Genomic DNA, 13,899 nt, shown 5'->3' on the forward strand with positions numbered 1-13,899 from the left:
ACATACATGAGCGCTTCTTCATCGGTGAGATTTTCCTTTATATGGTAATTGTTCCAAGCCGATCAGTTGAGCTGCGTTCATTCGGTTATGCCCGGCCAGCATTTCGAAGTCGCAACCATTTACATCCGTCTCGATTTTTCTAACGATGACGGGTACTAGTACACCGTTGCTTTCGATGCTGTTTGCCATATCCGTAAGCCGTTCGCCGTCGTATAAGCGAAATGGGTGATCTTTGAAAAATCCGATTTTATTTATCGGAATATATTGGATGATAGCTGAGCAAGCTCTGGCTATAAAAGTTGGCTTCTCCGACTTTGACCGACATCGGGATTTGAGAATCGAATATGCGAATGATCTCCCCATAATGATCCTGAATCAGGTGGTAGGCTTCTTTATACAGGTTGGTTCGGATATCGCACATAGTCATCAGGATTCCTTCAATATTGATACGGGGATTAATCCGCTTCTTGACTTTAACGATGATATTGAGTAGTTGCGTTAAACCGGTGGCGGACCATAGTTGCGGATTAACCGGAATGAGCACACTATCGCTGGCCGCAAGTGCATTTATAGTTAAGAGGCCCAATGATGGATTGGTGTCAATTAGAATAAAGTCGTAGTTTTCCTTCATTGGTTCCAGCAACGCGGCGAGCGTTTTCTCGCTGCCCATTTCATCCCGAAGCTTAATTTCCGATACGGACAGTTCGATGTTGCTTGGAATGAGGGCGATATTGCCTTGAGAATGAAGGAACTCCTCTTCCGCTGGAAGCGGCTTTTCGGTCATGATGGAATCCAGAAGGGTGCACATGCTAATGGATAGTTTATCCGGCTGTTCGATGCCGAAGCACAGAGTTAGATTGCCTTGCGGATCAAAATCAACCAGCAACACTTTTTTTCCTTCATAGGATAAGGCATGAGCAAGGTTGTAGGCGGTAGTGGTTTTGCCTGTACCGCCTTTTTGATTGGCAATCGTAATCGTCGTAGCTTGGGTTGTTTTCATTAGAAACCCTCCCTGGAGTCAAAGCTTCGCTTTAATTGTCAATGGTAGGGAGGGGTTGGGTTCTTGAATCGTTCTCTTCTCGCAAACGTCCAAATTCTGCGACTTTTTCGCCTCATTTCGGAATGCCTTACGGTGCTTGAGTTTCAACAAAAAACCCGTCAAAAACCTTGATTTTACAAGGCTTTTGACGGGTTCTAAATTCCTCATCCTTGACTTAGATTCCGCTTGTGTTACAATGACGTAGAAGATTCAGGTCCGTGTGGGCTAACCCCCGTGGAGGTTCGAATCCTCTCGACCGCACCACCTGAACGAGCTCTTGGATTTGTCCTTGCGACGATTCAGGAGCTTTTTGTATTCTTGGGATTTGAAATGTGTTGCTCATGATTTGAGCTGACGAAATCTTTGAGCTGTAGTCAAGATGAGCATAAATGTTACCGTCGTTTAACAATGGTGAATATATGGGATATAGCTTGTCTGCTCACACCGAACTGGTCTGCAATTTCTTGATCAGTCTTATCTAAGATGGGATCAAAAAAGCTTCAAGCCATGCAGACATATCGTTCGTTTTCCGAATGATAGTCCTGCTTCCTTGAAGCTTTCTGCTAGTTCATACCATTCAATAACCTGTTTCGCTCCACATCCAGTTGGTTGATTCGTTTTACATATTCGCTTGGATTGCAGCCATACTGCTTGCGAAAGGCCGTCGTGAAATTGCTGGCGTTACTATAACCAACCGAAGCAGCGATTTCACCGATGTTCAACTGTGCTGCTTCCATATACAAAAGGGCCTTCTCCATCTTTTTTTGACGCACAAGCTCAAAGATCGTCATGCCAAACAATTCACGGAATCCTTTTTTTAGCTTGTATTCATTCATTCCAACCCGCTTGGCTAACTCCCGGATAGATAATGGATTTTCGAAATGATACTGCACTAACTCCCGGGTTTGCTGCAATTTGGCAATATCATCACGGCGAAGTGGCATGCTTCCGCCAACAGAACCGTATTCGTCCGATTCGCCAAACAATGCGATAAATTCAAGCGCTTTGCTTTCCATATATAGCCGTTTCATCGTTCCTAGATGTGTGCAATGGATCATGTCGGAAACACATCTTTGGATGGCTGGAGTTTCTGGGTAACGATCAATTTTTCCACGATAGTGTCTAAGCCAGGTTTCCATTTTTTGTTTCTCTGTCAAATCTCCTGCATAATACAAAAGCTCGTCCGGGGTGAACCTGATTTCCAGCAACTGATTTCGGATGCCAGCTTTTTTCTCTTCGTAGACCCGAACATCTTCCAGAAATGTAACATTTCCTGTTTTTGAACTTATAAGGCTTCTCTTACCGTTCCATTCATAATTCATTTCTCCACTTACGCAATAACTCAATTCAAACAACTGGCAGGATTCCTGAAGCTGAAGTTTCATATCTTCTTCGAATGTGATATCCGTTATCATGATCTCCATACCCGGACGAATTCGCGTCCTTGTCACGTATCCCTTACCTATATGAGAAGGAATGGTAAGCCTCTGTTCCCAATTGGTTTGCTGAACCTGCCCCTCTACCATTCTCGTAAATTGATCAAATAATTCATGAATCGTGGTTAAATGTAAAATCATCGTTAATGTCACCTCTTGACATTCATATAAATGAATTCTACCGTATCCCATGATTTATTTTCAACCGCGTCGCGTCAATGGTGATGCGGTTGTTCACAGCCGATTGCTTGAAAATTTAACAAATCCGAATCATCCGATAAGATCGGTGCAAGCTACATTGCTTCAAGTTTTTTCTCCCTTAATAAGGAGTAGGTCTCCCTCAACAGGTAGAGAAAAAAATCAATGTGAAAGATAATAATATTTGCCGGAATGATTGGCCTGAACGTATACGGCAATTTTACCTTATCAAAGGATCTACAAAATCATCGAACCGAAACAAGGATTAGTTGTTTGGATAAGAAGGATGCAATAAAATCATATGCCAACAAACCCTGTAACTCTAGCATTTGAGGAGGAAATACAATTGACAAATCATCACTCGACTTCATTACTAGCAGACGAAAAACTTGAGCTGCAGGCTGATCCGCGCCGTTGGTATGCGCTGGCGGTTATTCTGCTCCCTATATTACTTAATTCATTGAACACCTATATGATTCAGGTCTCGCTTCCGTCTATACAGAAAAGTCTGAACGCCAGTTTTTCCGACGCCCAGCTGATCGTCGCTGGCTTTTCTCTCAGTCTGGCTGTAGCACTCATTGTCAGCGGGAAACTGGGCGATATATACGGCAGAAAACGGCTGCTGCTTATCGGGGTGATCGGCTTTACGATTATGGCAATGCTAGGTGGATTGACTTCGAATCCAACTCAGCTGATTGTCATTCGGATTGTACAAGGGCTCACCGCGGCACTTATTCAACCTCAGGTGTTATCCATGATGCAGGTTAATTTTCTCCCGCGGGAAAAAGGCCTTGTATTCAGTATTTACGGCGCATTGATGGGATTCGGGTTCGCATTTGGTCTCATCCTGGGAGGAATTCTGGTCAATTGGAACGTGTTTGATCTTGGCTGGCGGACCGTATTTTTTTTCAATGTTCCCTTCGGTATTCTTGTTCTTCTGTGCTTGCCGCTTCTGCCGGAGTCGAGCGGCGGGCGGGCGCAAAGAATCGATTGGACCGGTACCTTTTTAATCATGGGCGGTTTGTTTCTGCTTGTTTATCCATTATCTGAGGGGCAAAAACAGGGTTGGCCGCTTTGGATATGGGGTTGTCTGATCCTATCGCTTCTACTGCTGCTTGCCTTTATCGCATTCGAGATTCGCAAACAAAAAGCGGATGGGGCCCCGCTTATTGATTTAACCATTTTCAAACAGCGTTTATTCGGGGTGGGGATGACTTCAGTTGTTTTGACTTACCTCAGCATGTTCTCCTTCTTTTTCCTCTTAACTTATTATTTGCAGTTCGGCCTGCAATTTGATGCACAAGGGACGAGTCTCGCTTTTCTGCCTCTGGGCGGCGGTGTTTTCCTGACTTCTCTACTGTCATCACGAATTATTAGCAGATGGGGGATGATTGTGCCGAGAATAGGGGCTTTGGCAACAGGAATATGTTTTTTCTTATTCATTGTGTTGCTTCGTATTGATGCGGTACATCTGTTGAGTATTCAATACATTGTGCTTTTGCTTGTATATGGTTTGGGGCTTGGTCTGGTCACAACGCCTCTCACTCGAGTCGTACTGGGCACGGTTCCGTTGAAGGATGCAGGTACAGGTTCAGGTTTGTTTAATACGTTTATGTATTTGTCCAATTCACTGGGAGTAGCGTTGATCAGTATTTTGTTTTCCGCTTCACTGGGACAGACTTTGGGACGTGCTGTCTTGTCGGACTATGCGAGGGCGTTTTCTGTCTCTTTAGCCGTATGCGGAGTATTTGCTCTGGCTGCATTTGTTTGCCTTTGTTTCCTGCGTGATCGGAAAGAATAAAGGACCGAAAGCTAACGAGGCAATACCACTGGCCTCCTTATCCTTCTAGTGCTGAAACAAAGGAAATGGTAATTGAGATGGAGGGTTCCGAAGAGCAATTCTAATGAAGCTCCAATAAAGAATGAGCTACAACGCGAGTTTGATCAAGAAGAACCATACGCTGTTGTCGTCAGCGATTTGAGATACGTACGAGTAGCCGGTAAATGGCGTTACGTTATTGAAAAATAACTTCAAACCCATATATACTGGGGATAATATATTTGATTGGAGTGATAGGAATGCGGCAACTCAACCACATTCGAAAGGAGCATAACATGAACAAAGAAAAGAGGATTTTAATAAATGGATATTATGAATATAGGGATTCTGGCGCATGTAGACGCCGGAAAGACAAGTCTGGCTGAACGTATTTTGTTTGATACGAATGTCATCGACGAGTTGGGACGGGTAGATCAAGGAAACACGCAGATGGATGCCATGGAGTTGGAACAGAAAAGAGGCATCACGATCAAAGCCTCCGCCGTTTCCTTTAATCTTGATGGTTTGAAGGTGAATTTGATCGATACGCCGGGCCATGCGGATTTTATCGCCGAAGTAGAGCGGTCCCTCAGCGTATTGGATGGCGTTATTCTGGTTGTGTCTGCCGTGGAAGGGGTTCAGGCGCAGACCAAAATACTGTCTTCCGTCTTGAAGAAAATGGGGATTCCCGCGATTTTGTTCGTGAACAAAATTGATCGGATTGGCGCTCAAGGCGAGCAGGTGGTCGAACAGATCCGCGAAAAGCTTTCACCGGACGTGATCTCCTTATGCCGGGTTGATGATGCGGGCTCGAAGCAGGCGTCCGTTGTTGAAAACCGTTTTGATTGGAACACGCACCCTGCGTTTGTGGAACAATGCATCGAGCTTGTGGCAGCTTATGACGAGCAATTGCTGGAGTCATATGTCAACGGCGAAACGCTGATGGAAGAACAAGTGGAAGCATCATTCAGGCATCAGGTAAGGCAAGGGAACGTCCATCCGGTATACTTCGGGTCTGCCGTGACGGGAGTGGGCGTTGCTGGTTTGCTTGCAGGCGTCGCGCGCTGGTTTCCGGTGAATGATCAGCCGGAAGGACAGTTGCTGTCGGGGGTCGTGTTTAAGCTCGAAAAAGGAGCGTCCGGCGAAAAGATTGCTTATGTCAGATTGTTCTCAGGCTGCTTGAACATAAGGGAACAAGTGAAGTTGCAACGGAAAAGCAAGCAGGGAGAATTCGCAACGCGCATCAGCAAAATCAAAAAACTTCATGCGCTGATGAACGGAAAATCCGTTCCAGCTTCTAAGATTACCTCTGGGGATTTGGCTAAAGTATGGGGATTGGAAGACGTTCGGGTCGGAGATATCATCGGTGAGCAGACAAGTCTGATCAAGCACTTCAGCTTTGCCGTTCCCCAGATGGAGACACGGATTGAAGCGGCGGACCCAAGCAAGGCGCATCAGTTGTACCGGGCGCTCATCAGTCTGGCGGAGGAAGATCCGTTGATTCACGTAGTGAAAGATGATTTTCATCAAGATCTGTATATCCGCATTTTCGGCGAAGTGCAAAAAGAAGTGATTGAAGCGGCATTAAAAGAGAATTACGATGTGGACGTCCGCTTTTCGGAGACGAGAACCATCTGCCTGGAGAAACCGAAAGGAACGGGTCAGGCGGTGGAGATCATATGGGAGGCGGGTAATCCTTTTTATGCGACAGTAGGGTTAAAGGTCGAACCAGGCCTGCCCGGAAGCGGAGTCGTCTACGGCATGGAAGTTGAATTGGGCTCGCTGCCGCTTGCCTTCCATAAAGCCATTGAAGAGACGGTCTTCCATACTTTGAAACAAGGCTTGTATGGATGGGAGGTCACGGATATCGTCGTGACGTTGACGCATACCGGTTATTTCAGCCCGGCATCGGCGGCAGGCGATTTTAGAAAGCTGGTCCCCCTTGTGCTTATGCAAGCGCTGGCGGAAGCGGGTACGGATGTTTACGAACCTATTTACAGATTCGAATTGACGGTGCCCGAAGCGATGATGAGCAAAGCGGTATTCAAACTATCCGCCGTCCAGGCGGCGGTTCATGAAACGAATGTGCAGAACGGCATGTCTCATATTAGAGGCACCATTCCCGTAAGCGTAACGGAGAGCTTTAAAAGAAGCTTGCATTCTTTCACCCAGGGCGAAGGTTTGATAATGGTTGAACCGGCCGGATCCGTTAGGGTGAAGGACGGCGTGCCGACAAGAGCTCGAACAGATTATAATCCGTTAAATCGGAATGAATATTTACTTCATGTTCTTCACGCTTATTGAGGCCATGTAGCTATCTTGGCTGGCTTTGACAATGATATTTTGAAAGTAAACGCTACGAAATTAAAAAAAACCGAATGCATAGTTCCAAAAACATTGGAACTATGCATTCGGTTCTCAGTTGGTAAAGGATTATAGGATTGCATACGATATCAGTAGAAAACTGCTACTGTTTGATGTTTTTCTCAGTGGTAGTTGCCTTCATTACGAGTACATTTCCGTTATCTTAGTGACAGCTTCTTTAGCGATGATTAATTTATCACAATTCAGAATATCGTATACATTAATGGAATCAGCTACGACGGTTTCTACACCAGGTATGTTGTTGGCGCTCTTAATAACAAAGTTATCTATCAAAGGTGTAACTATTAGTACCTTTCTATCTGCCCCGAGAGCATTAAGCATAGCTACGATAGACTTTGTCCTGTAATTTTCTAACTTGATCTCGTCGACGACAATGAATTCTTTGTTCTGTACTTTGCTAGACAATGCAGATTTTATAGCAAGCCGCTTAACCTTTTTATTGAGTTTGTAGCTGTAGTCACGAGGTTTAGGAGCAAACACAACTCCTCCACCACGCCAATGCGGCATACGAATCGAACCTGCTCTAGATTTATCAATTTTATTCTGCTTATACGGTTTTCTGCCACCGCCTCTAACTTCACCACGTGTTAATGCAGATTGTGTTCCACTGCGAACATTTGCCAGATAATTTATAACTGCATCATGCATAACCGATTCATTGGGAATAATCCCGAAAATGGATTCTTCAAGTTCCATTTGACCGACATCAATACCTTCCATGTTAAAAATAGTGACATTCAACAATATTCTCTCCTCCAGATCCTAAACTTTCACGATATAGGTACCCACATCACAGTAAAAGCTTCATTATATAAGAAAACTAGTTGGTTTGACGCTCTTAGTATATTTACAATAGCATCCATTATTAAAACCTCCGTTTGTCCTGCGACATTTTAGAAGAACCCTTAGTTATAAAGGTAACAGATAGAAATCACTTACACTATATACAAAATGGTTCTGTAATGTCTGGTATAACCTTTAAGAAAAATTCCCTAAAGGTAGTTTAAAAAAAGATGATCCCGTGTAAGTACAGGGATCATCTTCTGACAGCGTAGTGTTTTTATTTCGTCCAAAATTACGATCATTATTTGTTATAAATTATTTTTCTGATAGCGTAAACAGAAAGGCAGTAAGATTCTGCAAGTTCTTGAATCGAAGTACCAGAAGTATATGCTTGTATTATTTCACGATTTCGCCTATCGATCTCTTCCCGAATACCGGATAATTCTCCCCAATTTTTATGATGATCTTTTATTGCTGGAATGTAGAGGTATTCACCTTGTACAAAATTTTGCAATTTTTCTACCAATTCTTTTGGGAGAATTACATTAGCATTGATATATCTCATGAAGACTCACTCCTTGAATAAATATAATCTCTCAAGCAGCAAAGCCAGCATGATTGGTGATGATGTTATTCCATGCAAATATCACCAAATAACTGTCTTTGCATGGAATTGAACATGGGTGATTGTAATATTCTTATGAGACAAAATTCATTCTCCTTTATAGATATGTTTTCATTTACTTTAATCCTACTTGGTGTGTCCGTATAGTTGACCGCATGCTGCATGAATGTCCGTTCCGAATTGTGTTCGCACAGTGACTTTGATTCCCTTTGACTTTAAAATACTGACAAACCTTTGAACCCGGTCTTTGTCCGATTGATGAAAGCTTTCAGGCGTCACGTCGGTTGAATTGTAGGGGATCAAATTGACGTGATATAAATGTTCCCAAGGACCTCTGTCTTTTAACAAAGCAGCAAGGGCTTCCGCATGTTCATTTGAATCGTTTTTTCCACGAAGTAATATATACGCAATATATACTTTTCTACCTGTATCACGAATATGCTGATCCAACTTGTTCAACACATCATGAAGCGGAAATCGCTTGTTAATGGGCATTAGCTCGCTCCGCTGTTCGTCGAACGGAGAGTGCAGTGAAAAGGTCAGGTTAACCTGTGGAAATTCCTTTGTCAGACGATCGATACCCGGCAAAATTCCAATGGTGGAAACTGTAATTCTTCGATGGCCCAAGCCAAAAGTTCGTGAATCTGTTAGAATCTTAAGCGTGTCGAAGATATTAGGATTGGCTAGCGCCTCTCCCATGCCCATAAACGAAACACTATCCAAGGCTTCGCCGTTTAAATGAAAGTATAACAATTGATCGGTAATTTCATCAGCAGTTAGATTTCGTTTCAGTCCGATTGTACCTGTAGCGCAAAAGCGGCAACCATATCCGCATCCGCACTGGCTGGAAATGCAGTATGATTTCCAGCCTCGCTCATAGCTTAGTTGAACTGCTTCTACATGTTCACCGCCCTCAATGGCAAAAAGCACTTTATTCACTTGTCTGGATGTCATTTGTTTGACAGGGGTTAAGTTCAAAACGTGTTCGCCAAGCCTCGTCATTAATTCGTTTCTTATCCCCTTGGGCAGTATGGTCATTCGGTCATATTCACCAATTCTTTGCTTGAAGATCGCGTCCGCAATTTGTTGGAACCGATATGCGGGTTGTTTCAATTCTGTCAATATGTGTTGAATCATTTCGTATTTCGAAGTTGATTTCATGTTTTTTCTCCTCTTGAGCCGGAGAAAATGCCTTTAGCACCCTTTGTCGGTGTTTAACATGTACATTAACCAACCATAGTAAAACCACGAAGCTTGCAGCCAGAATCGCTACGTGCATCTATCGATAGATGGATAATGCTCCGGCATCCGTTTAGTTTGATCGTGAACCGTACCAACGGACAATGAACGGTTCACATGAACATTTACAACTTCAAACATCTATTTCAACCTCCTAATCTAAAAAAGCATAAAGTTACATTACAGTTCCACGATTTTGGTGGCGATATTTTTACAAAATTCGCTATCGTGCTCTACAAAAAGTATTGCCGGAGAATGTTACAGCAGTAGTTCTTTTGTTGATAATATCTCTCCATAAACAATAATGAGCCACAAGAAAGTTACCTTTCTTGTAGCTCAAATAAACAAATACTAAAATCTAACCCAATGAAAGGATTAGATATTGTTATTTTATTTGAGTGAAGAGAATAGTAACTTTCTTGCTCAACAAAGAATAAAACAGTTTTTGTTTTATCATTCGTAAAATAAGCAAGAAATATTACATTATTCTCAACATCTCCCTTAGATTAATTGCTTGCGTTGTAACACAACCCATTTCACATTTCAACTTTGTATTTCATTAAGGGGTCCAAAAGGGGGATCGCACATTGTCGTCAGGATGCCTTCAATCGAAATGCGGGGGTGATTCTGCAAAAACCTTCCTCTCGGCAGCATCAAACTATTTACTCTCATATTTACTTCGGTATTCGAGAGGACTCATGTTATAAATCTCCTTAAAAGCGGCCCCGAATTTACTTTGGCTTTTATACCCGACTGCCGAAGCGATATCCCCGATGCTTTGTCGAGTTTGCAGCAGCATAGAAGCAGCCTGCCTGACACGATGCTCTTTCATATATGCCGCGATGGAAACGCCGTATACTCCTTTGAAAGTGGCCTTTAGTACAGTAGGACTGATACAGTATTGCTGTGCTAGTTCCTCAATCGTAAATCTTCGATCTATTTCTTCTGTCATTTTCTTTTTAATTTGTTTGATCGTATCAACTTGCTGTCGGGCGTAAAATTTCTTTTGATTCTCACCGGCTACATCAAAATAATAAAGATAAAATAAAACTTCTAATACTTTGAGCCGGTAATAAGCGGTTCTGGCCTCGATAGGAACCGAATACATGCCACAGAAGATATGCTGAATCTCTTCCTTTGCTTGTATGAAATAGCACTCATCGTTTACAAAAAAACGATTAGCGAGCTCCGAAACATCAATAGGGAAATCGGGCAAATATTCCGCTAACTGTCCTGTCAACTTTTCCAAATCAATCGTAATGTTGATGCCTTTATAGTGGCCCAATGGAAGTTCAATGCAATGACTGTGGTTGCTCATCGTGTTCATCAACAAATCGCCTTCGCCTATATATTGCAGGCACCCGTCTTTCATTCTGCACTCGGCTCGTCCTTCTTGACAGTGATTTAATTCCAGCATATTGCGCTTCGAGTGAAGCGTTGGTATGTAACGGCTTGTCTGAAAGTGAAAGCTGATCACTTCAACACCGGGCAGTACGGAATAAACCGAGGCATTTCCTTGCCCATCCTTAGGATCCAACCGATAAACAACATGGTCATTGTCTCGTGCTATAATCGTGCCTGTACTGAAATGTGAAAAAGCAGATGCATCCATCGATTTGTTTCTCCCCGCTATTTTTGGTTCTATTTCTCCATCTTACTATACACTTTTTTATAGACAAATTTATAGACTTCTGGGTTATTCCAAACCGTCGAACTTTTAGCCCAATCGGTCTTACTTTCCCAATTTTATTGAAATCAAAATACGGAGTGGATATACTTTAATCAATCAAACAATCATTTGATTGATATAAGGTTTGATTGTTATAAAAAATCTCGATATTTGAAAGGAGTAATTTTCATGAAAAAAACTTATAAACTGAAAAATCTGGATTGCGCGAATTGTGCGGCGAAGATCGAAAATGGCATTCGCAAGCTGGCCGATGTTACCGAGGTTAAAGTTAACTTTATGGGTCAGAGAATGATTCTGGAGGCTCCGGATGATAAATTCAACGCTGTTCTTGAAGAATCCAAGAAGGTGATTCGAAAACTTGAACCGGATGTATCCATTGAGGCTTAGGCCGGCAGATACACGTTCCTCGATTCGGTTCATAACGAATGAACAAAGGTAGCCACATTCAAATCGCATTATTTGAGTCTGCAGTGGTTGTGATGAAACAGCCGCTGCTTTTTCAAATAGGAGGAGGATAAAGACATGTCAAAAAAGGAAGTAAAACAGTTGGTGCGTATCCTTATTGCAGCTGTCGGTTTCGTAGCGGCACTACTGTTAAAGTTAGAGGGCTTAGCTGAATTCCTGCTATATCTCGCTACATATCTCATCGTTGGAGGAGACATCATTTGGAAAGCGGTAAGAAACATTTCTCGAGGACAGGTCTTCGACGAAAACTTCCTGATGTCAGTGGCCACGATCGGAGCATTCTTCCTTGGCGAGTATTCGGAAGGTATTGCCGTTATGCTGTTTTATCAGGTGGGCGAGCTGTTTCAATCCTATGCCGTTTCCAAATCCCGCAGATCCATATCCGAACTGATGGATATTCGTCCCGACTATGCCAATGTGCTAAGAAATGGGGAATTGATACAGGTCGACCCGGAAGAAGTACAAATCAATGAAATCGTTGTGGTGAAGCCCGGCGAGCGTATCCCTTTGGATGGAGTGGTGACAGAAGGCTTCTCCGCAATCGATACTTCGGCTCTTACGGGAGAGTCTGTTCCGCGGGAAGTGCAGGCTGGAGAAAATGTGATTAGCGGTTGCATCAATCAAACCGGTAAACTGACCATTCAAGTGAACAAAGAATACGGCCAATCTACGGTAGCGAAAATACTGGAGTTGGTTGAAAATTCTTCCGATAAAAAGAGCAAGAGTGAAAACTTTATCACAAAATTTGCCCGATACTATACCCCGATCGTTGTTTTCGCGGCGGTCATTTTGGCCATCATTCCACCGCTGATCACAGGCCAGTCATTCGGTATGTGGGTTGAACGGGCCCTGACCTTCCTCGTCATTTCCTGTCCTTGCGCTTTGGTTATCTCGGTACCGCTCAGCTTTTTCGGCGGAATCGGCGGGGCATCCAAATCCGGCGTTTTGGTGAAGGGAAGCAACTATCTTGAGGCTTTGGCCAGAACGGAGATGGTCGTGTTTGATAAAACAGGTACGCTGACAAAAGGCAGCTTCGCGGTCAGTGAGATATATTCCGACAAATTAACCGATCAAGAGTTATTGGAATTGGCAGCATATGCGGAGGATTACTCCAACCATCCCATCGCGCAGAGTATCAAGAAGGCGTTTGGAAGAACGATTGATTCCTCCCGTATCAAAGAGATCGAAGAAATCGCCGGCTATGGCGTCAAATCTGTGATCGACGGCAAAGTCGTGTTGGCCGGCAACGCCAAACTCATGAAACGTGAACGCATATCCTACAAAGATAGGAAGCTTGTAGGGACGGTGGTTCATCTGGCCGTAAACAATGAGTACATGGGATATATCCTCATTGAGGATGAAATGAAGGAGGACGCCCCACACGCTATCGCGGCCTTGAGATCGGCAGGAATCAAGCAGACCGTCATGCTGACCGGCGATGCCGATGCGGTGGGCAAAAAGGTTGCCGCTGCGCTCAAGCTAGACAAAGCCTATACTGAGCTATTGCCTGCGGATAAAGTTGAACGCATGGAAGAATTAATGAAGCAGAAAAGCGCCAACGGGAAACTGGCTTTTGTCGGTGACGGCATTAATGACGCGCCCGTTCTTGCCCGCGCAGATATCGGCATTGCTATGGGCGGCTTGGGATCCGATGCGGCGATTGAAGCAGCGGATGTTGTGATCATGACCGATGAACCGTCCAAAATCGCCGCAGTGATGAAGATAAGCAAAAAGACGCTCCGTATCGTCAAACAAAACATTATTTTTGCTCTGGGTGTCAAAGGAATTGTACTGGTTCTGGGAGCGCTTGGCTTCACAACGATGTGGGGAGCTGTATTCGCTGATGTTGGAGTATCCGTCATTGCCATTATCAACGCAATCCGGGCACTCAACGTTAAGAAATTCAATACGCCGATACAACCGGCCCGAAAACAAGGGGAAGGAAGTCGGCAAAGAGCCATGGCATAAGTCGAGGGGGCGTGTATGGTAACACGCCTCCTTTTTATCGATTCACCTGATATCTTGTCAAAGGCACCCACGCGGAAACAAACGTATATAATGTCACACGGACATTAATATATGTTTAGATTTACCACATATAAGTCCAGCGGTAAGATGTCAAGCCCCTGATTCATGAGAATTGGAAATTTACTTTAAGGAACAGGTCAATGAGTCAGGAAAAAAGACAACACCAAACTAAACCCAGTTCAAAAATCGAGT

9 protein-coding genes and 1 pseudogene are annotated in these 13,899 nt (G+C 43.7%); 3 read left to right on the top strand and 7 right to left on the bottom strand.

The annotated features are described in order from the left end of the window. Positions 1-18: 18 nt before the first annotated feature. From KQI79_RS28200 to KQI79_RS08990, 3 genes are all read right to left on the bottom strand, one after another. A complete protein-coding gene (locus KQI79_RS28200; RefSeq protein WP_216537891.1) occupies positions 19-363 on the bottom strand; it encodes a ParB N-terminal domain-containing protein in 345 nt (114 codons plus the stop codon). Continuing rightward, a complete protein-coding gene (locus KQI79_RS08985; RefSeq protein WP_216537892.1) occupies positions 248-1,000 on the bottom strand; it encodes a ParA family protein in 753 nt (250 codons plus the stop codon). Before KQI79_RS08985 ends, KQI79_RS28200 begins: the two co-directional genes overlap by 116 nt. Positions 1,001-1,602: 602 nt before the next feature. Next, positions 1,603-2,616 carry an AraC family transcriptional regulator gene (locus KQI79_RS08990; RefSeq protein WP_253298026.1) on the bottom strand — a complete coding sequence of 338 codons (1,014 nt, stop codon included), beginning with the start codon at positions 2,614-2,616 and terminating at the stop codon, positions 1,603-1,605. A 403-nt stretch (positions 2,617-3,019) separates the two neighbouring features. Here KQI79_RS08990 and KQI79_RS08995 point away from each other — a divergent pair, with 403 nt between their 5' ends. Together KQI79_RS08995 and KQI79_RS09000 are read left to right on the top strand one after the other, a co-directional pair. Next, a complete protein-coding gene (locus KQI79_RS08995; protein WP_253298027.1) occupies positions 3,020-4,474 on the top strand; it encodes an MFS transporter in 1,455 nt (484 codons plus the stop codon). Positions 4,475-4,816: 342 nt separating this feature from the next. Then, positions 4,817-6,796, top strand: coding sequence for an elongation factor G (locus KQI79_RS09000; RefSeq protein WP_216537895.1), 1,980 nt, complete (start codon positions 4,817-4,819; stop codon positions 6,794-6,796). A 201-nt stretch (positions 6,797-6,997) separates the two neighbouring features. Here KQI79_RS09000 and rplD read toward each other — a convergent pair whose 3' ends face one another. From rplD to KQI79_RS09020, 4 genes are all read right to left on the bottom strand, one after another. After that, a complete protein-coding gene (rplD, locus tag KQI79_RS09005) occupies positions 6,998-7,621 on the bottom strand; it encodes a 50S ribosomal protein L4 (protein ID WP_216537896.1) in 624 nt (207 codons plus the stop codon). 340 nt (positions 7,622-7,961) lie between these two features. Next, entirely contained in the window at positions 7,962-8,225 is a 264-nt protein-coding gene (locus KQI79_RS09010) for a CD3324 family protein (protein ID WP_216537897.1), read from the bottom strand. Between the two features lie 186 nt (positions 8,226-8,411). Next, on the bottom strand, positions 8,412-9,446 hold the full coding sequence (locus KQI79_RS09015; protein WP_216537898.1) for a Cfr family 23S rRNA (adenine(2503)-C(8))-methyltransferase: 1,035 nt from the start codon (positions 9,444-9,446) through the stop codon (positions 8,412-8,414). A 736-nt stretch (positions 9,447-10,182) separates the two neighbouring features. Next, on the bottom strand, positions 10,183-11,136 hold the full coding sequence (locus tag KQI79_RS09020) for a helix-turn-helix domain-containing protein (RefSeq protein WP_216537899.1): 954 nt from the start codon (positions 11,134-11,136) through the stop codon (positions 10,183-10,185). Between the two features lie 246 nt (positions 11,137-11,382). Between KQI79_RS09020 and KQI79_RS09030 the strand changes: the two are divergent. Next, positions 11,383-13,647, top strand: a pseudogene (locus tag KQI79_RS09030) (heavy metal translocating P-type ATPase). Positions 13,648-13,899 lie beyond the last annotated feature (252 nt).

The sequence above is a fragment of the Paenibacillus sp. MSJ-34 genome (genome assembly GCF_018918005.1).
GTDB lineage: Bacteria > Bacillota > Bacilli > Paenibacillales > Paenibacillaceae > MSJ-34.

What these genes read in the sequence shown, in the direction of transcription:
- KQI79_RS08985 (WP_216537892.1), bottom strand. Translation starts at nt 1,000, where the DNA reads ATGAAAACAACCCAAGCTACGACGATTACGATTGCCAATCAAAAAGGC.
- KQI79_RS09015 (WP_216537898.1), bottom strand. Translation starts at nt 9,446, where the DNA reads ATGAAATCAACTTCGAAATACGAAATGATTCAACACATATTGACAGAA.
- KQI79_RS09020 (WP_216537899.1), bottom strand. Translation starts at nt 11,136, where the DNA reads ATGGATGCATCTGCTTTTTCACATTTCAGTACAGGCACGATTATAGCA.
- KQI79_RS28200 (WP_216537891.1), bottom strand. Translation starts at nt 363, where the DNA reads ATGGGGAGATCATTCGCATATTCGATTCTCAAATCCCGATGTCGGTCA.
- KQI79_RS09010 (WP_216537897.1), bottom strand. Translation starts at nt 8,225, where the DNA reads ATGAGATATATCAATGCTAATGTAATTCTCCCAAAAGAATTGGTAGAA.
- KQI79_RS09000 (WP_216537895.1), top strand. Translation starts at nt 4,817, where the DNA reads ATGGATATTATGAATATAGGGATTCTGGCGCATGTAGACGCCGGAAAG.
- KQI79_RS08990 (WP_253298026.1), bottom strand. Translation starts at nt 2,616, where the DNA reads ATGATTTTACATTTAACCACGATTCATGAATTATTTGATCAATTTACG.